Source organism: Gilvimarinus gilvus (assembly GCF_030518155.1).
Lineage (GTDB): Bacteria > Pseudomonadota > Gammaproteobacteria > Pseudomonadales > Cellvibrionaceae > Gilvimarinus > Gilvimarinus gilvus.
Genome location: NZ_JAULRU010000344.1, coordinates 25,116 through 46,547 on the forward strand (window position 1 = coordinate 25,116; position 21,432 = coordinate 46,547).

Below are 21,432 nucleotides of genomic sequence, written 5' to 3' on the forward strand. Positions count from 1 at the left end.
AAGAGAGCACGATAAATCGAAGTGCCGCTATAAGATGCAATAATGGGACACTGATCGAATTGTTTCCAATAAAAAGTAGAAGCGAGAATCCGGCACCCTTTCCCCTTGAGAGCGTGCCGATTGGAGGACTATTTTTTGGGGGTAAGTGAACAGGACGTTCACGCAGGTATCGCCGCGTCAAGGACAAGGCGAATTGCACAGCAAGAGAGGGCGGCCTGGGCCGAGGCGTGTCGATACGGCCCTCAAAAATTGGCCGGAAAGAGGGGTGAGGTCTAGCGTTTGCAAAGCACTGCTTTGAGCGTAGCCGAACGACAGTAAGCTGTGCTTACTGGCCGGGCGCTTCGCGCCGAAGGGCCGTGAACCGGGTGTCCGCTTTTGAGCACTTTTCTGGACAAGCAGAAAAGTGCTTCGCCCGCCCGGCGATGACGTGAATGGATTCACTAAGATCGCGGGCGCATGGACGCGCAGGAGCGACAGAGGGCAAAATTAAATCAACGCAACCCCCACCAAACCCAAAATACCAATCTGCGCCAACAGCGCTATCCCAAAAAAGTAACTGCGCGGGCTGGGGTTCGTTTCCGTGGCGATCGCATAGTAAAGAATCATATGAACAATGCGTGCCACAGCATAGGTGATTACTAGTATCCCCAACCACTTGGCATGCGCTCCGCTAAAAACACCGAGAAATACTGAGCCGATAAACAGCGGCATGTTTTCCAGTGAATTCATAAAAGTGCGATGGGCGCGGAAAACAAAAGAGTTGTGGGAGAGGTGCTCATCGATTTTTCCGGGAATGGCGCCCGGTTGTTTGGCTTTGCTGGTGGCGGCCACCAATGCTTGCACTAGCAGTGTGACTAGTGCGATGTATGTCCCGATAAATGTCAACGAATAGTCATAATTCATAAGCTAGTACCTCTGCCGATGGTCTGTATGCGACTAAATATTAATTACTCAATTTTTACAAACACTAACAGCCGATTGTTGGCCGGCATGGGGTTGTCTTTGTTAAGCATTAGCTCACATGTTTCGGCCAGCGCTACTACCTCTTCAAAGTGACGGATACCGCTGTTCGGGTCGCGCTCACGTAGCATTTGGTCAAAGGCTGCATTGCTTTCGCTGGTGAATTTTCCCTGATAATTAAACGGTCCATACAGAGCGAACACACCGCCAACGGGTAAATTTTCTCCCACTTGCGAAAATAAGTTCTGTACCAGTGGCCAACTGACAATATGCGCTGTGTTGGCCGAGTAAGCCGCATCAATACCTTCGGGCCAAATCGGTTGGTTTAAATCAAAATCAATAGGGCGTTTTAAGTTGTCACTGGGCTTTGCATCAATCCAGCTATTGATGCCCTCATGATTTGCGGGAAGATCACTGGTTTGCCAAATAAGGTGCGGCAAATGTTCGGTAAAATACACCGCATGTTGCCCCGTACCCGAGCCAACTTCTAAAACATGAGTGCGGTCCGCAAAAGCACTTTTTAGTACCGCAAGAATAGGATCTTTATTGTTCTCACAAGCCTGAGAAAAGGGAAGTGTCATAAATATTTCGCTGGATAGAAAAGAAATGGCCACTCGCGAGAAGTGGCCGTAATAATTTGAACATCAGACATCAGACATCAGACATCAGACATCAGACATCAGACATCAGACATCAGTATTTAACACTACACCCATAAGCCCGGGTAGACGGCTCCGCAACAGGCTTGCCGGCCAAGGCGGCATCTAGTGCGGCTACAACGTAGTTATTGGATTCGGGGATCACCGCAGGGTTGGCGGAATCGTTATCGTCAATCGCGCCGGCGTAAACAACATCACCTTCGGGGTTGATGATAAACATGTGCGGTGTTGTCTTTGCGCCATAGTCGCGGCCCATATTGCCATCCGGGTCAAGCAAGAAAGGCGCACTGGCGTTTAGATTATGAATCTTCGCTTGGTTTTGCGCTTCCACCGGTCCTAAGTACCCTTGTTTACCTTCGGCGGAGGAAATAACGGTCAGCCAGTTCACGTCTTGTGCTGTGTATTTTTCTTGCAAAGACTGCATGTTGCCGCTGCCATAGTGCTTGCGAACGTAGGGGCAGTCTTTGTTAAACCACTCCAGTACCAGCCACTCGCCTTGATAGTCTGACAGCGCGTGCATTTCACCTGTGGCGTCTACCTCGGAAAAATCCGGTGCCGCTTCGCCAGGGGTGGCAACGGCAAATGCCAGCGCCGGTACGGTCAGTATGCTTGCCAGTAAACCTTGTTTGAGAATGTTCATCACTGATCTCCTATAGTGGGTTCGAATAACTCGGTAATCATGCGCTCTTGCAATAATTGGGGCAAGAGCTTGGGTGTGGTTTCGCCTGCTGCATACCAAGCGTATACCGGCACAGAATTGCGCCCAAGCTGCGCTAATGCCTCGGTAATACTGGCGTCGTGCCGGGTCCAGTCTGCTCTAATTGCTAATACGTCGTGTTGGCTGAAAAGCTCAGTGGTGTGCTCGGTATTGAGAACCAGTTTTTTATTGACTTGGCAGGTAATACACCACGCGGCGGTATAGTCGATAAACACGGCTTGCCCCTGTGCAAGCGCCTGCTCGATGCGGGCCTGATCATAGGGTTGCCAAACGTTGGCGCTTGTTTGACTTGCTTCAGCACCGCTGTTGTCGCGCAACTGCATTACCGCAAAGACTACACACGCTATGGCAACAATAGAGGCTAACAGGCGTAAGCCTTTACGCCCGAGTTGACCCAGCCACAAACAAAAGCTCAGCGCGAGTAACACGCTACCGGCCAATAGCCAGCCAGCGTCACCCATAATTCTTCCTAACACCCACATCAGCCAGAGCACGGTAGCGTATAGCGGGAAGGCGAAAAACTGGCGCAGTGTGTCCATCCACGGGCCGGGTTTGGGAAGGCGGTTGAGTAATTGTGGCGATACGCACAGCAGCAAAAAAGGCGCTGCCAAGCCTGCGCCTAAGCCGATAAATATTGCCATCGCCGACGCGGCCGGCAAGACCGCAGCCGCTCCCAATGCCGCGCCCATAAACGGGCCGGTACAAGGAGCGGCGACAAATACCGCCAGCACGCCGGTCGCGAATGAGCCGCCGGAAGAATGCCCGGCGAGTGTCATGAGTTTGTGGCCAAATTCGAATACGCCGCTAAAGGCCAGGGCCATTAGCCAAAACAGCACAATAAGGGCGAACACGACAATGGGCGACTGCAACTGAAACCCCCAGCCGATGGCCGCACCGCCGGCGCGCAGTGCCAGCAGTAATCCTCCCAAAGCGGCGAAAGTGGCCAGTACGCCTGCGCTGTACAGCAGGCCTTCGCGAGTTCGGGCACCGCCGCTGGCCGTTGTATTCATTAAGCCAAACAACTTAATGGACAGCACCGGAAAAACGCAGGGCATGAGGTTTAAAATGATGCCGCCGACAAAAGCTGCCAGCAGCAGTAGCACGATGGACTGCGATGGCGCCGCTGCGACAGGTGCAGACCCAATAGGTACCTTCGGGGCGGACCAGGCCTGGTCGTGATTGCTGATGACAAAGCCTGTGTCGGAAGGCAAATCCACACCCGGTTGGCGCTTAAAGTGCAATTCCCAGCCCGTTTCTGCGGCTATGGTTTTGGGTTCGCGCGCTGTTAATAAACTGCCGTCTAGGGGGAAAACATCGGGGGCTTGTTGTCCGGTGGCGGAAATGGACAGTGCCAGAGTTTGTTCGCCTAAAGGCCATAAGCTTGTGACTTGATAGGGGCTTGTTTCAAGGCGCTGCGGCACGCGTTGTTTGAAGGTGTCGACAATGGTTTTGTCTTCCTCGCGCCATTGGGTTTCGGGGGTGACAGGTAAGCTCAGGCTCATTTGGCCAAAGCCTGGTATGCAGTCCACTTTGCACACCAGCCATTCTAAATTGACGTCGAGGGTTACTTGCTGAGAGCCCACCTGTGGCGTGACCTCAAAAAGATAAGCCGTGTTGCCCTCATAGCCCAGGTTCGTGAGGTGCTCAATGGGCAAGCGCTTGGGGAATGGCCACTGTATAGGGCCTGCCTTGGCGTCATCAATGGTGATGTCAAAGCGTGGCGCCGCACCTGAGTCTCCGGCATTGCGCCAGTACACATGCCAGTGCGGATCTACCTCAAAATAAAACCCTAGCGTCGTTGTACCATCGGCACCCAGGCTTTGCGGGGCGAGCCAGGTGACTTTGACATGGTCGCCGTGCGCGCTTAGCGGATCTTCACCAAGGTTGGGTTGCGCGACACACACAGAAGTGGCTAAGAGCAATGCAAAAAATAGGGCGAAGAGCTTGGGCATAGAGCGGATCCGTTAAGTGTTCACGTTCGTGGTGTCAGTGTCGGAGCAAATATGGCACCCATCATGCCATAGCAAGCACAGAGCTGCAGGGAGCAGTAAATTGCCTTTGCGTAGAACTGTGCTGTCATAAAACGATAATAACTTTTTTTGATAATAAGCTACCCCTGATATTCAATTTATTGACCTTGAGCCGTTATGATTCGATATTTTCTGGCTATTGCCCTGTGCTTTTATTGTACGTTCAGCGCGGCACAATCGACGTCTGCGCCCAACGGTATTGCGCCCTATGTGGAGCTAGAGCGCGAAGCCTTTTTGATGGCATTGTATGTGCCAGGTGGTGCCAGCACCGCTCAAGCAGCCTTGGCGAGCTCTGGTGCGCGGGCGCTGGAGATAAAATTCACCGCAGATAAAATGACGGCGGGCAAACTGTCTCGTCTGTTTTTACAGAGCATCGCTATCAATGCCCACCCGGATGTACAGCGTACGAGTGCTGACTCGTTAGCGACCTTTTTTAATAGTCTGAAAGGCAGTTTACGTACAACGGATGTACTAACCATTAGCGAAAAAACCGATGCCAGTGGAGTTTATATTTACCTAAACGGTCAAAGTTTAGCCAATATCAATGATGCAAACTTCTTCAATCTAGTGCTGGTGGCCTGGGTTGGCGCCGTGCCTCCTAACACCGAATTCAAGGCCGCACTGTTAGGCGACTATAGGCCCGAAGACCTGGGCCGCTACCAAAGTATTACGCCTACCGAAGAGCGTCGCGCGGCAATAGCTGCATGGGTGGCGCCGGCGCCTTCGCCTGTTGTGGCGGAAGTAGAGTCAGAGAAAAAACAGTCTGTGGAAAAAACAGTGGTCGCTGGCGCTGTGGCCAGTGAAGCCGAGAGTGCGCAAGCACAGGGCGCCGTCGCTAGTGTCGCCGAGTCTGCCACTGAAAGTGTTGATTCGGCGGAGGCTACCCCTTTAGAAAGTACATCGACAGGGGAGCTGCCTTCGAACGCAAAGCCCGAGGACAGTGCAGAGCAGCGCGCTGACCTCGCGTTACCGGCAACAACGCCACCTGCCGCGGCAACCGGGCTGGCTGAACCCCACGCTATCGATGTGCCAGTACAAATAGAGCAAGAGCGGGAAGAGGACTTACCTAATTTTTCCGCTGAATCGTTAACGGTATTGCAGGATTATACCGCGCAGTTGGTGCTCTTAACGCACCAAAAAATAGAGTATCCGCGCCGTGCTATGAAGTTAAGGCAAACCGGCAGCGTACGCATGGGGGTGGTGATCAACCGTGAAGGTGAGGTCGTAGACATTCAGCCGTTGCTTGAATCCGGTTTTAAACAACTCGACCGTGCGGTTGAAAAAGCCATTAAAAGCGCCGAGCCATACCCGGCTCTGCCCGATGCGATTACCGCTGAGCGATTTGAATTTGTCTTCCCCATTACCTTTATGCTGGAAAGCTAAAGTCAACGGCCTGCTAGGTAATTCTCGTAGCGGCTCGGTTTTCCTTGTTGTTTTACGACCCCTAACGTCCAGAAATCGCTTATATGCTACGCTCTAGTTAGTTGAGGAGCGACAATAATGTATATTGGTGAAATAACCTTATTCTTCTTAATTCAATTTGCTATAACCGCTGTTGCGCTTATATGTATGCTGCTATATGCACTTCGACAGTACAAGAAAAGTTTGACTAGGTTAAAAGGAGCGTATGACCGTTTAAGGAAAGAAAGGTCATTGCATAAGAGTAGCCGAGCTGCTTTACCCCAAACCCAAGATACGTCGCCGATTTTAGCCATTGAGTCTTATTTGCAAGAATCTAAAGATCGCTATACAGCTCAAACAGGAAAAACTCATGTAGCTTACTCTGGTTCAGATTCTTTTTCGGGCCGCATGTCGGCTCTGCGGTACTTGTATTTAGAGGCGGAACAAGAGGCATCGCATGAGAACGCTAGTCAAGGAAAGTGGAATATACTTGAGAAAAAACTCTCTGTATTGGTTTCAGCTCTCGTGGCGCACATTAACGAATCTAAAACTACTCCCAAAGAAGTGGATAATACGCATCTACTTAAGCAAAGAATAACGGCTTTAAAAGATGTCGAAAAAGACAATGAGTCACTAAAAGCCAGAAATGAAATTTGTGTTTCCGAAATCGCGAGACTTAGGAATATCCGAAAAAATTATGAGAAAGTCCTGAAGGACTTTTCTCCTTTAGAGGTATCGACAGACGTAGACAATGCAGCCAGGAGTTCCATCGTCAGAATGGAAGCGCTGAATTCGACAAGTGAGCGCTGGACTGAAGTATTAGAAGGGATGATTGAAAGTAGTAATGGCGAAGGGTTTAATGGCGGGAGTGAAGATGTTTCAGAAAGGGTGAGCTCACTTAAAGAGAACGTTGACCAGTTCTCCGGCTATTTGAAAGATTTTAGTGGCGATATAGAGAATAAAAATGACAGTGATAAGTGGGGTATGGTCAGCCTGCTCAGGAAGAATAATAAAGATCAGCGAAATACGATTCTGGGGCTGAAGAAAGAGCTGAAGTCGCTGCAAAAGGCTATGCTTGATGGTGCAGATGGCGACGTCGATGAAGTAGCCAGGTTGGAAAAAGTGATTGCGGAATTCGAGTCGTGTATTGTCACATTGGAAAGTGAAGTAGATTATCTACATGGTAGGTTAGATGGCGATGGCGATGGCGATGGCGATGGAAAGGACGACCCGATCTATAACATTGTAATTAGTGCTGCATTGTCCTACACCCAGGCTCATAGTAATGCTGACATCAAGAAAGCTACGCAACAAGTGCTGGGTCAGCTGAACACTCCTTTCGCTTTAACTATGAAATATAAGAATTGGACCGCAGAAATTAACAGGTCGAATTCCGATCAAAAACAACTCGATTCGCTCTTTCAGCAATCGGCTTCTTCAGGACTAATTGAGGTTGATAACAACATATTTGTGTTCTCGAGCGATGTTATGAAGGTGTATGTCGATGGCTCAAGCGCTTTTGAATATGGTTATATCTCGAGGGTTGAATTACTTCGGCTATTTAACCTAGTTAGTGCGCTTGCGGCGGTACAGTTTGAGTACATTGCGGCTACCGCTGAGCTCGAGAATCATCTGCAAAAGCTTGATGAACTAGTTGAAAGCATTAGGCTAGGTGTTACAAATATAGATATTCAATACGCGTATAACACCGAAGAGACCAAGCGAGTGGTGGATAATCTGGTTTCGGAATTGCGAGAAATGGTGTCATCATCCGGTTTGGATGATGACGTTTCTCAGGTCTTTGAGGCCGCCATTGCCGAATCTAGTCAGCGTTTTTCGTTGATTTATGAAAGTGGCAGTGCTGTAGACAATGAGATTTCTAAACTATCGGAAACACTAGATAATTTAGATAAAAACTGAATTCTAGCCTCCGCAAGCTGAGAGGCTAGCTGTCAATGACCTTGCGTCTTAGAACAATACCCGGCAGCGGATGGTGCCTTCAATATTGCGCAGTTGCTCCAGCGCTGTTTCACTGTAGGGCGAGTGCACATCCAGTACTACGTAACCGACCTTGTCATTGGTTTGCAGGTACTGCGACGAAATATTGATATTGTTGTCAGAAAACACCTTGTTAATCGCTGACAGCACACCGGGGACGTTGGCGTGTACGTGCAGTAAGCGATGTGCATCCGGGTGTTCTGGTAGCGCCACTTCCGGGAAGTTCACCGAGGTAATGGTGGTGCCGTTGTCAGAGTAGCGAACCAATTTCTCGGCCACTTCCACGCCGATATTTTCCTGCGCTTCTTGCGTGGACCCGCCAATATGCGGCGTTAGAATAACATTGTCCAGGCCGCGCAAAGGGCTTACAAATTCGTCATCATTGCCTTTAGGCTCAACCGGGAAGACATCAATAGCGGCGCCGGCAATGTGTTTGTTTTTAACCGCCGTGGCCAGTGCGTCAATGTCTACCACAGTGCCGCGTGAAGCGTTGATGAGAATGGCGCCCTTTTTCATAAGGCCCAGCTCGCGCTCGCCGATCATATTTTTGGTGGAGCCGGTTTCGGGTACGTGCAAGCTTACGATGTCTGCGGTTTGCAGCAAGTTATCCAGCGAGCGAACCTGTGAGGCATTACCCAGTGGCAACTTGGCAATCACATCGTAAAACTTAACTTTCATGCCGAGTGATTCGGCCAGTACACTGGTTTGGCTACCGATGGAGCCGTAACCAATAATGCCCAGGGTTTTACCGCGCACTTCATAGGAGCCGGCGGCAGATTTCAACCAGCCGCCGCGGTGGCAAACAATGTTCTTTTCCGGAATACCGCGCAGCATCAGAATCGCTTCGGCGATAACCAGCTCGGCAACCGAACGGGTATTGGAATAGGGCGCGTTAAAAACGGCAACACCGTGTTCTTGTGCGGCCTGCAAATCTACCTGGTTGGTGCCGATGCAGAAGCAGCCAGCGGCGATCAGTTTATGGGCGTTTTCAAATACCTTGCGCGTTAACTGGGTGCGCGAGCGTAAACCGACGAAGTGAGCGTCTTTGATTTTCTCAATCAAATCTTCTTCCGACAGCGCGGTTTTCAGGTATTCGATGTTCTCGTAACCGGCGGCGTGCAAAGCTTCAATAGCACTTTGGTGGACGCCCTCGAGCAGCAGGAATTTGATCTTGCTCTTGTCCAGTGACTTCTTGCCCATTGTTGGTCAGACCTCAGTAGCGGCGGGTGAATAGGTGGAGCCAGGGTGGCCCGAAAAGAAAGGGGGCGATAATAGCATAATTGGGGTGGTGAGGGGGACGGTTTGTGGTGAACGGGGAGTGTAAAACGTCAGACGTCAGACGTCCGACGTCCGACGTTAATTACCACAACCTCCGGCGCTTCACCCTCTGCCAGTTCATAGTGCCAGGCTACATCCACATCCAGCAACGCCATGGCATAGCGGCGCTCTGGGTCCGGGGTTTGGTATTGCGGGCGCGGGTCTTGCGCCAGCAGCTGGGTTATCAGGGTTTGCAGATCTTGCTGTAGGCGGTCGCTGTGTTGCTGGCAGTTGCGCATTGCCTCCGGGCTGAAGCTGACGTTCAGCTGTTTGGGTGGCTCCGGCGCCAGAGTATTGCTGGCGTGCAGAATGGCATCGGCATAGGGAATATAGGGTTTGATATCGAGCACCGGGGTGCCATCGAGCAGGTCATGGTCGCTGATCTGCAGGCTCACCCGCCCTTGGTGGGTGGTTATGCTATCGAGCTTCACCACCGACAATCCCAGCCGGTTGGGCCGGTTGGGCGAGCGGGTAGCGAAAACCCCGACTGTGCGGTTGCCCCCCAGGCGCGGTGGCCGAATACGAGGGCGAAAAGGCGCGGGTTTAAACTTGTGGAAAATAAACTCCACCCACACGTGCGAGCTTTGCTCGAGCCCGGTAAACGCGTTCGGGTCGGCAAAGGGCGGGTATAGCTCAATAGTGGCGCGCGCAGCAGGCGCCAGTCCGCTTTGGCGGGGAATGCCAAATTTCTCGGTATAGCAAGAGTGAACCACGCCGATGGCTTCAAAGTTATAGGTCATCGGCGTATTTTACATGCTCACAGTGCATTCCAGGCGAGTATCTTGGTTCGCACTACAGGGCTATTTGTTGAGTGGTGTTAAGAGTGGTTTGCGCCACCTCTTGTTGGCGCGAGGCGCTGTCTGCCATGCTGCCAATAGATTGATCAGTATGCTCAACGGTGCGCAGTACATTGGCCAGTAGGTCGCGCATGGTACGGGTGCGTTCACATTCTTGCTCTGATGATTGCGCCAGTGCACCGATAATACGCTCCACCGCCTCAACGGTTTCCTGAATGCTGGTGAGGGCACCCTGCGCGGTGGTGGTGTATTGCACACACTGGCTGGCGCTGACTTGTTCTGTTTCCAAACCGCTGGCGGTGGATTGCACGGTTTGGCGCAGGCGGTCAATTAGCTGCTGAATTTCGCCGGTGGCTTCGTGGGTGCTGGCGGACAATCTGCGCACCTCATCGGCCACCACAGCAAAACCGCGGCCATGCTCGCCAGCGCGCGCCGCTTCAATGGCAGCGTTCAAAGCGAGCAAGTTCGTCTGCTCGGCCACGCCCTGAATAGTGTCCACCACAGCGACAATATCGTCAGCGGCAACGGTAAGCTCTTGCATCGACTGGCCAGAATGGGAGATTTGCGCTTGCAGGTTGGTGACCTGGCTGGCGACATCTTGCATGTGGTGGCGGCCAGTGCGGGCGGCTGTGCTGGCATCCTGCGTTTGCCCGGCCAGAGAATCCAGTTCGGTGCGAATGCTTTGTAGGGCATCATCAACTTGGTTGAGCATGGCGTCGACATTGCCCATTTCCCGGCGTTGGGTTTGTGCATCGCGTTGGCAGGCGGCACTGAGTTTTGCGTTTTCCGCGGCGCTGTCGGCGGTTTGGGCGGTTGACTCGTTCACGCTGGCCAAGGTATCGCGCAGGGTGCGGAACAGCTGGTTGAGGCCGCGGCTGATGTCTCCTACCTCGTCACTGCGTTGCGTTTCGAAATCCACGGCCAAACTTTGGCGGCGTGCTGCCTCGTCAATTGTGGCGGCTAAGCGCGCTAAGGGGTTTGCCAAATAGCGCGAGTAAAAAAAGGCGGCTATAGCGGCCAGCGCCAACAGCAACACTGCTGCGCCTGCCACACCGGTAATAATTTTTTGGCGCAGTTGGCTTAGGCTGGCGAATACCTCTTGGGGGGATTGCTGCACAATCAGAGCGTAGTCGCGATTGCCAAACCGAATGGGTTGCCAGCTGGTAAAACGTTCACGTGCCAGGTAATCGACGCCCAGCTCGGTACCAGATGAACCGCTCAGGGCAAAATTCACCGCATCGGTAGCGGGTTTAAAGTGCCCCGCCGTTGAGCCGTAACGGACAATGGCATCCGCGTCGCTGCGCCGGCCAATTTGTTCAAGCTGCTGCACCAGCTGGTCGGGGTTTTCGCTGTATTCGCGCAGCTCGGTTATCACAGTGCCATTGCCATCGGTCAGGTAAACATCGCCAGTTTCCCCCAGGCCCATATCCTGCCAGTGTTGCTGACTGCTGAGTAATTCAGAAAAAACCTGTGCGGGTATTGCCGCTATTAGATAGCCCACAGGGCGTTCTGGGCTGTGGGCGTCGTGGTACACACCGATACCCAAGTACATAATGAGTTCGTCATAAGCGAAGGGCGCGTGCTCGAACTCGGATAAAGAGAATCGCTGGGGCTGCTCGCTCAGCTGACTGGCCGTAGCTGCCAGCTGGCCCGTGGCAAAGGGGCCTTTGGTTAGTGATGTGCCCAGCTGCGCGCCTTTACTCGCTGAGTAAATAACACGTTTGCGAGAGTGATCTACCAGCATCAAATCGCTCAAACCAAAGCGCTCAACAATGTCGCGAAAACTAGAGTGAAATTTGCGGTGTTGCTGCCCATAAATGGTGGCGTCGGAGCGATCACTCATGGTTGCCAATTCATTTGGCCAGCCCGGGTTGGTTTGCAGGTAGTTGTGTTGTATTAATTTGGCTTCATAGGTCATGCTTTCCAGCCAACGGTCGACGGGAGGCGCACTGGCGCCGCTGCGTTTTTGGTGCTGGCTGATGTACTCGGTGCGGTACCATTGCAGCAATTCGTCGTTAAGAGCGGCTTTATCGGTAATGCCCGCCTCGTAGCGGTAGGAGTCAAATGGGCGTACAAAGCTATACACCGCTTCTTGCACCAAGCGACCTTTCGCCATAGATGCCAACATATCCTGATAGCTGCTAATGCGGTTGATGATCGCGTCTTCGCGGCTATTGGCCAGCGCTTCAAATTGATTGGTTAGGGCTTGCTCAATAGACTTGGATGAGCTATTCAGGGCAAGATAGGCGGTAGTCCCCGCTGCGCCTATCACTGCGATGACGGTCAGCGATAATGCACCGAGCATAAGGCGGGTTGAGATTTTCACAGTACGTCTCCTTTGCTAAGGGGACCAAAATAAGACGGATTTATGACGCTTCGGTTACAAAGTGACGTCCGTCTTATGAAGAATTTGGCGACACGATGATAGTTTGACGTCTGTGTGATTTTGGTGATTTGAAGGAGAGAAAATGTCAATTTTTTGTGGCGCAAAACGAGCGGCTGTAAAGACGCTTATCGCCCTGCCCCTGTTGGTTGTTAGCACCCTGGCGCAGGCTGAAGTGAGAGAGACCATCGACTACGTATACTACGAAATTGCTGATCCGGCGATAAACGGAAAAACCTTAAAGCACAGTTTGGATACGGCCAGCCCTGTGGTAAAGGCGGGCGTCAAACGCCATGGTGAAAACCGCTGGTTGATGCGCTGGAAGCCGCAGACGCAAATTGCAGGGGACGTCTGCAAAATCACTGACGTGGTGGTGGATCTGGACGCGCTTATATTGCTACCCGAGCTCGCTTCGCAAGACGACGCCGTACAGCAAAAATTTAATGGTTATGTGGAGCTGCTGCAAGAGCATTTATTGCTGCATTATATTATTGCCATACAGGCGGCGAATAAAATTGAGTTAGACATTACCAACCTTGAGCCAGGCGTCGACTGCGATAGCTTGCTTCAGCAGGCTGACGATACCGCCAAAGCCATTGTGGCGCAGTACCGGGAAAAAGAGCAGGGGCTGGATGAAATGACTAACTTTGGCGCCGAGCAAGGCGTGGTGCTAAAAGATGACCCTAAGGAACACTAAGTTGTATTTGTTTAGACAAAATTGAATGGCAGTAATTGGGTGAATGCCAGGCAGGCAGTCGGATCGATAACAAGGAGTAATTTCATGAGATTTTCAGGTTTTTCTCGTCCCAGTAAACCCTTATCTTGCCTTGGGTTGGCTGCTGCATTGGTCTTTGTGGCGATTGGTTGGCTACAAGTAATACCCAATGCAGGTGTCTTCGGGTGGATTTGGACAATCGGCGCGTTAGTGATAGCGATTTATCACGTATTTAATATTGTTCTTCCTCAGGGCGTGCCTGAAACGACGTACGATTTCGCCTCTGGGCAAGGTAATCTGTTAGGTGGGCGCTCCACGTTAACGGTTGAGGAGCGGCTTGCGCAACCTAGAGCATTGCGGGCAAAGGGCGTTGTTAGTGAGCAAGAGTATCAGCACCAGCGACAAAGAATTTTGGCCACGCTATAACGGTGCCAGTGCCATCAATGAGTTCTGTGAAAAGGGCTAAAATCTTGCGACAAGTTGAACAAACGCGCCGGTCATCCTGTTCTCAAATTCTAGTTTGTAATTGGCCGTGTCTTCGCGCAGGCGAATCGTGTTTGTACCGATGCCTGCACCAACGCCAATATTGGGGGTGAAGAAATAATCCATGCCCAACCGATTGTCGGTATAAACGCCGCTCAAATTATCAAAAGACAGAGCAAATGCTGACAGGTTGTAAAACCAACGCCAGTTTTCAGTGATGTTGTACCGAAACCCTATCGATGCCACTGGCAGCGGTAAAGTGGTTTCTATTTTTTCTGCCTGAGCTCCGGTGTAGATTCCCTCGCCATTTATGGCGAATTCAATCTGGCTGATATGTAAACCGCCGCCCGCGTTCAGCTCGACCTTGTCCGTTTTATAAAAAGACCATAGGTAGCCTATTTGAGCGGTGGTATAGGTTAAATCGGAGTCAACTTGGGCGCCCACCGGAATCGTTATTTCATCACCCGCCGTATTCACCCAATTTATATCTCTATTGAGCTCGACAGAACCTTGTGAACCTATACGATACACTGAGTAGGTTAATGAGTGATTTTGATTAAAGTGAAAGCGTCCATCAATTTTGAGAATGCTGCTATCTTCTTCCATATCGAGCGTATCGTTCAGCCGCACAGCGGCGCCAAAGCCTGACTCTCGCTCGGCGACAGACATGGTGCCCTCAAAGCGATCGACCAGGTATGCACCCACCCATAGCTCATTCTTATAGTCAGTTGCACCAGCCGATACGCAGGCAAATGTTGATGTAAGTAGAACGGTGGCACATACGGGTAGGCGAGCAAAGATCGTCAAAGCTGGGGTCCTCTGGAATTCATATTCTCAGCTTGGTGCATCGGAGGCTGGATAGTACCTTGTTTTCTGGTTAAAAGGGAACTTCAAAAGAGAGAGTGCGTGTAAGCTACCCGCATCTTCACGGATAGCGCCATTTTGTAGTATTGATTTTGCCGCTGCCTCTCAAAATCACGCAGGCAGTGCAGTAATGAGTGCGGAACGTGATTTTTACGCTGAAGTGGGTGTCTGCCCGCTAAATTGATGTCGGAGACGCAGTGTAACCGAAACAATATAGGCACAAAGCAGAGCCGAAAATGCGCTGAAGTGCAAAGCATCGGTGGTAGTGACATGGCCAAAGGAAAACTCCACTCGTGGCACAGCAAAGGAAGCCGCAAAGGCAAATAATGCATACGCAACCAGTATGACTTCATGCCTTATTAGGTCAGAGTGCCCGAGGCTTCGGATTGAAGGCAGGCTTAGTAAGAGCCTTACCCAGAGTGGCTTTTCAACGTAATCATCTTTTGCTGTGCTCATGGCGTATAGCTCCCGCTCTAGTAAGTCGACGTCAATTTCAAAAGTCGTCGCCAGAGCCCGAAGTGAGGCATAACTCACCCGGTGGCCCGCCTCAGCACGCTGAACCGTGCGCAGGCTTAGACCGGTGGCCTCAGCCAATCGTTCCTGGGAAAGGCCTATGTCTTCCCTTAGCTTTCTAATCTGCATGCGATTCTCCGGTGGCGACACGTCAAACATAGCCCGGTTGACCCACTGTCGGTGACGACAGTAGCCGCCAAATTACCCGCCACCTGTACAATTTCGAGAAAATTCAGCTTGTTTATAGTAATTTAGCCCAAATTGGTGCAAATGCAGATTTATGTTAGCTCCTAAGACTTGCCCACAAAGAACAATATTTCAGCTCTTCTGGGGTGGTCTTTTATCCACAGCCTAAATTGATTGGCCTTTTCGGTATCTTCAGAGCCCAAAATTTCAGTAAATCGTTCAATGTGTTTCGCTTCTGATATTTCTTTTCGTACCTTTCTTTGCCATACATCGCTGAAAACAGCAGGGAAATTCTTTGACAGCTTTAATGACTTGAGCAGCTCCCACTCACCACCATCAATCCAGGCTTCATCACAGCTGCCGCATAGGTCCAGCTTATTATTTGTGGAGCCTGAAATGGTGTATTTGGTCATCAATCGTTGACACTTTGGGCAACTTAAGGCGGTTTGACTGTCCTCGGGCTGTTCAACGGACACCTCCGAGTCAATCTCATCGTTGTTGGCGGACCTTTCGGCCCAGTCACGATAGTACAAAAGGGACACCAAAGTGCCACCGCAGTCCCTGCATCCTAGAACCGGAAGCTCCTCATCAAGTTTGGTGGGGCTCAAATTATTGTTTTTACAGGTTGGACATTTCATATTATCTTCCTTGTTTGGTTTCACACATTAAGTAGAGCGGTTTTAGTATTTACAAATCTGTGCCTACTGCTGCAATGGAGTTAGGCCTACTGTCAGTTTAATAGACTACACCTTACCCCGCCGCACTTGCCCTGGCCGCAAGCCAAATTCCTTGAGGAACGCCCTGCTAAAAGCCGCTTCTGATCGGTAGCCAACGGCAAAGGCAATGTTCAGTAAAATGTCCCCATCTGACAATAAACTCCAGGCCTGTTGCATGCGCCACCATGTAAGATATCGCATTGCCGTCCAGTTGCTTTGGCTAAAGGTTTTTGCAAACACAGTGCGGGACATGTTGCATTTTAGTGCCAAAGTTTCTAGTGTCCAGCTCCGCTCAGGGTGCCGATGTATGGCCTCCAGTGCCGGGCGTATCTTTTCCATACTGTATAGCTTTAGAATTCCGCCGTTGTTGGTGCTGACGGAAAATCCTTGTAGTACGTAAATGAAAATAAGCTCGCATAAGCGATCCAGCACCAGGGGGTTAGGCTGTACCGAGTAACTTTCTCGGCGGATAAGTGTAAGCAGTTGGGGCAGCCAGCTCTTAGAGTCATTGGCGCTCACTATTAGGTGAGAAGGCAACGCGTCTAGCAACGTAATGTGCGCTCTATGTTCAAAAGTCACCTTGCCACATAGCATCGCCACAGCATTATCCTGAGCCAGACTGTAGGGCAGGTGTTGCTGTTGTCCCGTCTGTGGCTTGGTGGGGAGCATTGTATGACGCGTCTCGCGGGGGAATATCACCATGTCCCCGGTTTGCAGTAATTGCTCTTTTTCTCCGGGAATGAGCAGTAGGCATTCGCCTTCCACCGGAAGGTGGAAGCAAGTTTGCCCCAACTCGCTTTCGGGAATGAGCCAGTCACCACATACCTTGGCATTATGGTAAACCTCTGCCCTCAGGCGGAGCAGCTTGAGTAGTTCACACAGCATAATAGTACGATAGGTCATAAAATAAGTATTTTAGGTGATTAATCGTGCCGTTAGCTAGGTTTAAACTGCGTTTTCCAACTTACCAGGAGAATTCAGATGACCACATTCAGTTCACACAGTATTGACAGCCTTGACGGCGAAGCCCGGGAGCTGCTCGAAGGTGTAAATCAAGCGTTCGGCTTTGTTCCCGAGCTGTTTTCTTACATGGCTGAAGCGCCAGTCACCATAAAAGCTTACCTGCAATTGAATCAGTTGCTGCAGGAAACGTCCTTTAGCAACCAGCAATTACAGGTAGCATTGCTCGCTGTTTCACTGGAAAATAACTGTAAATTTTGCGCAGCAGCCCATACTTTTTCGGCGAAAAAGCATTCGGTTAATGTGCAAACACTGGATGCGCTGTTGGCAGGTGGCGATATTGCCAACCAAGAGGAGGCGGTGTTGGTGAGTACCGTGCGCGCAGTTGTAAAGCAGCGTGGCTGGGTAGATGCCAAAGTCTTAGAGGATTTTTTCAATGCAGGGTTTTCTCACAAGCACTACCTGGAGCTTCAGATCGTGGTGGCAATAAAAACGCTATCGAACTACATTAACCATCAGATAGAGCCCGACATCAACCCAGAGTTCTTGTCGGCATAACCGCTCTTCAGTATCGCACGCAAGTATCACAATGCCGATGCTTGTGTGCTGGTATTGTCGATATGATGGTTAGCTAGCTGTCGAGTGCAACCCCGCAAAAAGGGCAATAATGTATTGGGATAACGGTGTGGTAGGTTATCTCATCAACATACTCGGCTTCGCCCATTCTGACTTCCTCCTCCGCGGCATAATGTATATTGTGCAAGTGCCAAAGGTTCTGAGATTCGCCTTCAATCTCCGTGCAGTGGGCGATACGGTCATTGCGTGGGAATTCATTTTTATTGCAGATATGCTCTGCGTCGTAAATGGCCCCTGCGCCATCGCCTAGCTCGTTTAGTTCCATGGCTTTTCCTTACGGGCTCTTATCGCTTTTCGTACCGTAGATTGTTGTCGAACTTGATAAGAGGCACGCCTTATCAAGCCGTTGCCAAAAAATAAAATTATTTAAATATGACCAGTTTCGCCAAGCTAAAGGCATCCATCAACCTTCAGTATTCGACCAGTGGTTGAGCGGTTAAAAACATCTATGAGCTCTGACTTTGATCTTTCCTGGATAAAGCCATCGGCAGCTTCTGTGGTGGGAAATTCAATGACGACGGCATATTGAGGTATTGAATCACCATCGCGTATTACTTCGGGTTCTGCGCCTTTTACGATGTACCTTCCGCCATGTCTTTCTATAAGCTCGGGAATGCGCGTGGCGTAATCCATAAAGCCTTCCATTTCTTTAATATTTACATCGACAAGGATGTAGCTGCGCATTGTTATTTGCCTTTTGTACCGATTTTTAACTGGATTGTGGTTGTAGGGGGGGCATGTTCGCCAACTATTTTCTGTGGCGCTTGTTGCCCAAACAAGCGTAACCCCAAAGTTCAGTCTGCGCCGCTCTTCGATCTTCGTTAGCCGCGCGGGGTTTACGGTGCTGGGGTCACGTTTGCGGCGAACTGCCCACCGGTTTCCACCCGAAAGCCAGGGTGAAGGGTAATCGACTCGTTCGCATTAAACGTTACGTCTGCCGTGGACGTAACGACATAGCTTGGGCCGGCCTCTATCGCGCATGAGGTTTCGGTAACCACTCCCGGCACCGATGCATTCTCCAGCGTAAGAGTTTCCTCGGGCGTGCATCCCTCGGGTACCACCGTATCCCTGAAGGCTGCAACTTCAAAGCGGACGTTGTTGATCGAACGCACATTGTCCGCCGCATCCGGGTCGGGGTCCGCGATGCCGCACGGCAACTGATCGTCACAGTCTATATTGGGGGTGGAGAAGAGCGTGACCTCGGGGTTGTAGTAGCTCATCACCGTGCCGAACACCTGGTCGAATCCATGTCCGTAAGAGTAGGAAAATACCGGATTGGTGCTGGTGTGGTCGCGATCGTGAGTGCTGCCCATATTGTGGCCCAGCTCATGAGCCAGTGTAAGATCGCTACAGAAAGAATATTGGGGGCCGCCGTCAATATAATCGAGACCATCTGACGTTACCGAATAGCCGTAGTCGTCGTCGCCGACGACGGTGCCAGCATTGTTGAAGCCGTTTACCCAGGCAACTCCACAGCCGCTATGTTCAGGATACTGGTACCGCCTGATTAAGGCGACAAGATCCGCCCCGTAAGTGTTGCGCAAGGTGGGCAGGTCCGATAGCGATGCCGGTGTCGTAAATGCCGGCGTCAGGGCATACAAAGCGGTTGAATTGCTTTCCGTATCGCTGTAAGCGACTTCTACGGTATGCACAACACGCAAACGTTGGTAGATTCCGCTATCCTCGTAGGCCTGATTGGCTACCGCGATCAGATAGTCCAGGCGCGCCTGCAGCCCTGCCCCCAACTCGGTGGCAAGCCCCGTTGAATAGGCCAGAAGTACGTCGATGGTCGCCACGTCTGTGGGCCCGGCATTCTCGTAAACCGGGGTCGACTTTTCGGCACGAGGGTCTGCCGAACGCGACGAGCGCGCCGGAGGCATCGCTTCGTCATATTCATAGGACAGCACCTCCATGCCAGCGGTCCTGGGGTTTACCAGTTCCTGAACACCGCTAACGGTGCGCAGTAGGTACTCACCGTCTGGGGTGAGAATGCGCCCGAACACATGTTCTCCGTCATCGGTGATAATCGCTTTGTAGTGTTGCGAGGCGCCCGCAAGCTGCCCTACCCAGGTCATGGAGCCGCTGGGATTGCGTTTACGCTTCTCGAAATTGAGTATTACAGTCGTTCCGTCCGGCAGTGGCACCCGGACTGGGCTCCCCGCGCTCAGAGATGAGCGGGCCAGAGCGCTGTTGTAATTAATGTGCCGCACACCCAGCACCGCTGGCTTGGCAAATTCAGCGCCATTTTTACCGGTCACCGGGGAGATAAGGGACGGTATCTCCGGAGGCTGCGCGGCTGCCGGGCCGACAGCCACCCCAAAGACCATAATAGCTGCAAATAATACCTTCTTCACCAAATCTCCACCTCCACCCAACTCTATGGAACCCACCTCCGAAGCAGGGAACCCAACAGACATCTTATTTATCGATTATAGTACTTTGGGGGAGCACTTTTTATAACATTATCGACTAACAAATCGTTGTTTGCTACGAAGGGCTCAAAATTGACGATCATGCAGGTATTGAGCTAAAACATGGCGGGATCTAGGTTGTTGCGTGCTCCCCAACTCCAACTCTGGGACACTCATAGACTCGCGCGACCGGAAACCAACTAGCAAGGCTGTTGAAAAACCCCTTGCATGCTCAGCGAGGCCCGAAGCGTGCAGATGTCGTGCCTTGTCTCGACGGACGGGGTGGTTCCCTTTGCTAGGGAGCCTCTGATCAAGTCTCCAGTGGTCTCTGCGCGAGCCAAAAGCGAATTGAAGGCTATCGCTAAATTTACAGAGACTCGCTGGGGACGAGCGCAACATTTACATTAAGCAGTTTGATGAAGCGTTTCATATGTTTGCAGACTCGCCCACCATTGGAAAAAACTGTGATTATATTAAGGACGGGTATCATAAATTTCCACAAGGTAGCCGTATAATATTTTATAAGTTCGATCCCGAACGACCTCTACAAATTATTCAAATACTTCACAAGAAAATGGATGTAAATTCGATACTTGGTGGCTCATAACGCCTGCTCACCTGCACATACTGCGGTTTGTTATGTTTAAAGTACATTAGTCGACCACCCTGAGGGATCAAACAATACAAACTCTCCATTATTGTTTAAAGACTCCATTAAATTTTTTCCACAATACGGACAATGAGTAATTTCAGCAACAAGTGACCACATCACCTCTCCAACCTCTTCAAGGTAGTGATTGTTTTCAAGATCTTTCTCTGTAGCTTCTCTTGAAAAAGTAACCTGCCAAGTAAATTCCTCTTGAAACGTATCTCGGCTAAATTCAACACGGATTCCAACGGGTTGATTTCTACATTCATGGACGCTGTATTTACCCATAAAAAGTTACTCGCATGACCGAAACATAACGGCCGCAATTACCGACCGTAACGTAGTTGGTTGTTTTGCGGTAGCGTAGCGCCAAACCGAAAAACGAGCAACGTAGTGAAGTTCCGGTAGATTGCTTTGTTAAATGCTACATTGTAATCTATGCGCATACCTATACGCATGAGTACACATTGATGCATTCTTTATATGACCTAAACGCTCCCAAAAAACCAACAAACCTGAGTATAAACAGTGATTTACTCGCCAAGTCACGTAACCTTAATGTGAATTTATCCGCCACTTTAGAGCAGGCCCTTAAGCAAAAGCTAGCCGAGAAGGGTGCGGAAATCTGGAGACGGGAAAATGCCGCTGCCATAAAAGCTTACAATAGCTTTGTAGAAGAGAACGGCTTATTTGCCGACGAATATAGGCCATTCTAATGGCTCAGTTTGATGTATACCCGAACTCCAGCAAGACTACAAAAAAGTATTTGCCTTACTTGCTTGATATTCAAAATCCTTTTCTGAGTGATCTCTCGAGCAGGATCGTAATTCCTCTAGGTCTCAAGACGGCGTTTAAAAATGAAGCCTTAGATAGATTAACCCCCGAAGTGTCTTTTGAGGACACGCAACTTTTAATCCTAACGCCTCAGTTGTCTTCAGTTCCAGCTTCAATTTTAAATAATCCTATTGGTACCTTATCCCATTTTAGACGTGAGATTATTGGTTCGCTCGATTTTGCGATTTCGGGGATTTAGCGA

23 protein-coding genes are annotated in these 21,432 nt (G+C 50.7%); 8 read left to right on the top strand and 15 right to left on the bottom strand.

Going from position 1 to position 21,432, the window contains the following annotated elements; translation table 11 throughout:
• Positions 1–486 precede the first annotated feature (486 nt).
• The 4 genes from QWI17_RS05835 to QWI17_RS05850 all read right to left on the bottom strand — a co-directional run bounded on the left by QWI17_RS05835 (position 487) and on the right by QWI17_RS05850 (position 4,289).
• Complete coding sequence (locus QWI17_RS05835; RefSeq protein ID WP_302721574.1) at positions 487–903, bottom strand: MAPEG family protein; 417 nt, start codon at positions 901–903, stop codon at positions 487–489.
• A gap of 44 nt (positions 904–947) precedes the next feature.
• Entirely contained in the window at positions 948–1,541 is a 594-nt protein-coding gene (locus QWI17_RS05840; protein ID WP_302721575.1) for a DUF938 domain-containing protein, read from the bottom strand.
• Between the two features lie 112 nt (positions 1,542–1,653).
• The gene (locus tag QWI17_RS05845; protein ID WP_302721576.1) at positions 1,654–2,259 is read right to left on the bottom strand and encodes a redoxin domain-containing protein; all 606 of its coding nucleotides are present in this window, start codon (positions 2,257–2,259) and stop codon (positions 1,654–1,656) included.
• Entirely contained in the window at positions 2,259–4,289 is a 2,031-nt protein-coding gene (locus QWI17_RS05850; RefSeq protein WP_302721577.1) for a protein-disulfide reductase DsbD family protein, read from the bottom strand. Before QWI17_RS05850 ends, QWI17_RS05845 begins: the two co-directional genes overlap by 1 nt.
• 195 nt (positions 4,290–4,484) lie before the next feature.
• On the opposite strand from QWI17_RS05850, the gene QWI17_RS05855 reads away from it, so the two are divergent.
• Positions 4,485–5,750 carry a TonB family protein gene (locus tag QWI17_RS05855; RefSeq protein ID WP_302721578.1) on the top strand — a complete coding sequence of 422 codons (1,266 nt, stop codon included), beginning with the start codon at positions 4,485–4,487 and terminating at the stop codon, positions 5,748–5,750.
• A 117-nt stretch (positions 5,751–5,867) separates the two neighbouring features.
• A complete protein-coding gene (locus QWI17_RS05860) occupies positions 5,868–7,688 on the top strand; it encodes a hypothetical protein (protein ID WP_302721579.1) in 1,821 nt (606 codons plus the stop codon).
• 48 nt (positions 7,689–7,736) lie between these two features.
• Here QWI17_RS05860 and serA read toward each other — a convergent pair whose 3' ends face one another.
• The 3 genes from serA to QWI17_RS05875 all read right to left on the bottom strand — a co-directional run bounded on the left by serA (position 7,737) and on the right by QWI17_RS05875 (position 12,206).
• Entirely contained in the window at positions 7,737–8,966 is a 1,230-nt protein-coding gene (serA, locus tag QWI17_RS05865) for a phosphoglycerate dehydrogenase (RefSeq protein ID WP_302721580.1), read from the bottom strand.
• A gap of 128 nt (positions 8,967–9,094) precedes the next feature.
• A complete protein-coding gene (tsaA, locus tag QWI17_RS05870; protein ID WP_302721581.1) occupies positions 9,095–9,823 on the bottom strand; it encodes a tRNA (N6-threonylcarbamoyladenosine(37)-N6)-methyltransferase TrmO in 729 nt (242 codons plus the stop codon).
• A 52-nt stretch (positions 9,824–9,875) separates the two neighbouring features.
• The gene (locus tag QWI17_RS05875) at positions 9,876–12,206 is read right to left on the bottom strand and encodes a methyl-accepting chemotaxis protein (RefSeq protein WP_302721582.1); all 2,331 of its coding nucleotides are present in this window, start codon (positions 12,204–12,206) and stop codon (positions 9,876–9,878) included.
• Positions 12,207–12,348: 142 nt separating this feature from the next.
• On the opposite strand from QWI17_RS05875, the gene QWI17_RS05880 reads away from it, so the two are divergent.
• Both QWI17_RS05880 and QWI17_RS05885 read left to right on the top strand, forming a co-directional pair.
• Positions 12,349–12,960, top strand: a complete 612-nt coding sequence (locus QWI17_RS05880; RefSeq protein ID WP_302721583.1) for a DUF922 domain-containing protein — start codon at positions 12,349–12,351, stop codon at positions 12,958–12,960.
• Between the two features lie 84 nt (positions 12,961–13,044).
• Positions 13,045–13,404, top strand: a complete 360-nt coding sequence (locus QWI17_RS05885; RefSeq protein ID WP_302721584.1) for an SHOCT domain-containing protein — start codon at positions 13,045–13,047, stop codon at positions 13,402–13,404.
• Between the two features lie 36 nt (positions 13,405–13,440).
• Here the strand turns inward: QWI17_RS05885 and QWI17_RS05890 are convergent, their stop codons facing one another.
• The 4 genes from QWI17_RS05890 to QWI17_RS05905 all read right to left on the bottom strand — a co-directional run bounded on the left by QWI17_RS05890 (position 13,441) and on the right by QWI17_RS05905 (position 16,643).
• Positions 13,441–14,268, bottom strand: coding sequence for a DUF481 domain-containing protein (locus QWI17_RS05890; RefSeq protein WP_302721585.1), 828 nt, complete (start codon positions 14,266–14,268; stop codon positions 13,441–13,443).
• Positions 14,269–14,475: 207 nt separating this feature from the next.
• Complete coding sequence (locus tag QWI17_RS05895; protein WP_302721586.1) at positions 14,476–14,967, bottom strand: helix-turn-helix domain-containing protein; 492 nt, start codon at positions 14,965–14,967, stop codon at positions 14,476–14,478.
• A 161-nt stretch (positions 14,968–15,128) separates the two neighbouring features.
• Complete coding sequence (locus QWI17_RS05900) at positions 15,129–15,662, bottom strand: TFIIB-type zinc ribbon-containing protein (protein WP_302721587.1); 534 nt, start codon at positions 15,660–15,662, stop codon at positions 15,129–15,131.
• A gap of 105 nt (positions 15,663–15,767) precedes the next feature.
• On the bottom strand, positions 15,768–16,643 hold the full coding sequence (locus QWI17_RS05905) for an AraC family transcriptional regulator (protein ID WP_302721588.1): 876 nt from the start codon (positions 16,641–16,643) through the stop codon (positions 15,768–15,770).
• 78 nt (positions 16,644–16,721) lie between these two features.
• On the opposite strand from QWI17_RS05905, the gene QWI17_RS05910 reads away from it, so the two are divergent.
• Entirely contained in the window at positions 16,722–17,258 is a 537-nt protein-coding gene (locus QWI17_RS05910; protein ID WP_302721589.1) for a carboxymuconolactone decarboxylase family protein, read from the top strand.
• A 73-nt stretch (positions 17,259–17,331) separates the two neighbouring features.
• On the opposite strand, the gene QWI17_RS05915 is transcribed toward QWI17_RS05910, so the two are convergent.
• The 3 genes from QWI17_RS05915 to QWI17_RS05925 form a co-directional block, all read right to left on the bottom strand.
• Positions 17,332–17,601, bottom strand: coding sequence for a hypothetical protein (locus QWI17_RS05915; RefSeq protein ID WP_302721591.1), 270 nt, complete (start codon positions 17,599–17,601; stop codon positions 17,332–17,334).
• Positions 17,602–17,726: 125 nt separating this feature from the next.
• Positions 17,727–18,020, bottom strand: a complete 294-nt coding sequence (locus QWI17_RS05920) for a DUF1330 domain-containing protein (protein WP_302721593.1) — start codon at positions 18,018–18,020, stop codon at positions 17,727–17,729.
• A gap of 152 nt (positions 18,021–18,172) precedes the next feature.
• Positions 18,173–19,690 (bottom strand): reprolysin-like metallopeptidase, encoded by a 1,518-nt coding sequence (locus tag QWI17_RS05925; protein ID WP_302721595.1) that lies wholly within the window; start codon positions 19,688–19,690, stop codon positions 18,173–18,175.
• Positions 19,691–20,144: 454 nt separating this feature from the next.
• Here QWI17_RS05925 and QWI17_RS05930 point away from each other — a divergent pair, with 454 nt between their 5' ends.
• A complete protein-coding gene (locus QWI17_RS05930; protein ID WP_370659606.1) occupies positions 20,145–20,354 on the top strand; it encodes a type II toxin-antitoxin system RelE/ParE family toxin in 210 nt (69 codons plus the stop codon).
• Positions 20,355–20,390: 36 nt separating this feature from the next.
• Here QWI17_RS05930 and QWI17_RS05935 read toward each other — a convergent pair whose 3' ends face one another.
• Positions 20,391–20,684 (bottom strand): hypothetical protein, encoded by a 294-nt coding sequence (locus QWI17_RS05935; RefSeq protein ID WP_302721597.1) that lies wholly within the window; start codon positions 20,682–20,684, stop codon positions 20,391–20,393.
• Positions 20,685–20,866: 182 nt separating this feature from the next.
• Here QWI17_RS05935 and QWI17_RS05940 point away from each other — a divergent pair, with 182 nt between their 5' ends.
• Both QWI17_RS05940 and QWI17_RS05945 read left to right on the top strand, forming a co-directional pair.
• Positions 20,867–21,112: a type II toxin-antitoxin system CcdA family antitoxin gene (locus tag QWI17_RS05940; RefSeq protein ID WP_302721614.1), complete on the top strand. Its 246-nt coding sequence runs from the start codon at positions 20,867–20,869 to the stop codon at positions 21,110–21,112.
• On the top strand, positions 21,112–21,429 hold the full coding sequence (locus QWI17_RS05945; protein ID WP_302721599.1) for a CcdB family protein: 318 nt from the start codon (positions 21,112–21,114) through the stop codon (positions 21,427–21,429). The genes QWI17_RS05940 and QWI17_RS05945 overlap by 1 nt, the downstream gene beginning before the upstream one ends.
• The last annotated feature ends 3 nt before the right edge of the window (positions 21,430–21,432 follow it).

Coding starts and splice junctions, on each gene's coding strand:
- QWI17_RS05850 (WP_302721577.1), bottom strand. CDS start 4,289: ATGCCCAAGCTCTTCGCCCTATTTTTTGCATTGCTCTTAGCCACTTCT.
- QWI17_RS05860 (WP_302721579.1), top strand. CDS start 5,868: ATGTATATTGGTGAAATAACCTTATTCTTCTTAATTCAATTTGCTATA.
- QWI17_RS05885 (WP_302721584.1), top strand. CDS start 13,045: ATGAGATTTTCAGGTTTTTCTCGTCCCAGTAAACCCTTATCTTGCCTT.
- QWI17_RS05935 (WP_302721597.1), bottom strand. CDS start 20,684: ATGGGTAAATACAGCGTCCATGAATGTAGAAATCAACCCGTTGGAATC.
- QWI17_RS05855 (WP_302721578.1), top strand. CDS start 4,485: ATGATTCGATATTTTCTGGCTATTGCCCTGTGCTTTTATTGTACGTTC.
- QWI17_RS05840 (WP_302721575.1), bottom strand. CDS start 1,541: ATGACACTTCCCTTTTCTCAGGCTTGTGAGAACAATAAAGATCCTATT.
- tsaA (WP_302721581.1), bottom strand. CDS start 9,823: ATGACCTATAACTTTGAAGCCATCGGCGTGGTTCACTCTTGCTATACC.
- QWI17_RS05920 (WP_302721593.1), bottom strand. CDS start 18,020: ATGCGCAGCTACATCCTTGTCGATGTAAATATTAAAGAAATGGAAGGC.
- QWI17_RS05945 (WP_302721599.1), top strand. CDS start 21,112: ATGGCTCAGTTTGATGTATACCCGAACTCCAGCAAGACTACAAAAAAG.
- serA (WP_302721580.1), bottom strand. CDS start 8,966: ATGGGCAAGAAGTCACTGGACAAGAGCAAGATCAAATTCCTGCTGCTC.
- QWI17_RS05895 (WP_302721586.1), bottom strand. CDS start 14,967: ATGCAGATTAGAAAGCTAAGGGAAGACATAGGCCTTTCCCAGGAACGA.
- QWI17_RS05940 (WP_302721614.1), top strand. CDS start 20,867: ATGCATTCTTTATATGACCTAAACGCTCCCAAAAAACCAACAAACCTG.
- QWI17_RS05910 (WP_302721589.1), top strand. CDS start 16,722: ATGACCACATTCAGTTCACACAGTATTGACAGCCTTGACGGCGAAGCC.
- QWI17_RS05900 (WP_302721587.1), bottom strand. CDS start 15,662: ATGAAATGTCCAACCTGTAAAAACAATAATTTGAGCCCCACCAAACTT.
- QWI17_RS05915 (WP_302721591.1), bottom strand. CDS start 17,601: ATGGAACTAAACGAGCTAGGCGATGGCGCAGGGGCCATTTACGACGCA.
- QWI17_RS05905 (WP_302721588.1), bottom strand. CDS start 16,643: ATGACCTATCGTACTATTATGCTGTGTGAACTACTCAAGCTGCTCCGC.
- QWI17_RS05845 (WP_302721576.1), bottom strand. CDS start 2,259: ATGAACATTCTCAAACAAGGTTTACTGGCAAGCATACTGACCGTACCG.
- QWI17_RS05880 (WP_302721583.1), top strand. CDS start 12,349: ATGTCAATTTTTTGTGGCGCAAAACGAGCGGCTGTAAAGACGCTTATC.
- QWI17_RS05835 (WP_302721574.1), bottom strand. CDS start 903: ATGAATTATGACTATTCGTTGACATTTATCGGGACATACATCGCACTA.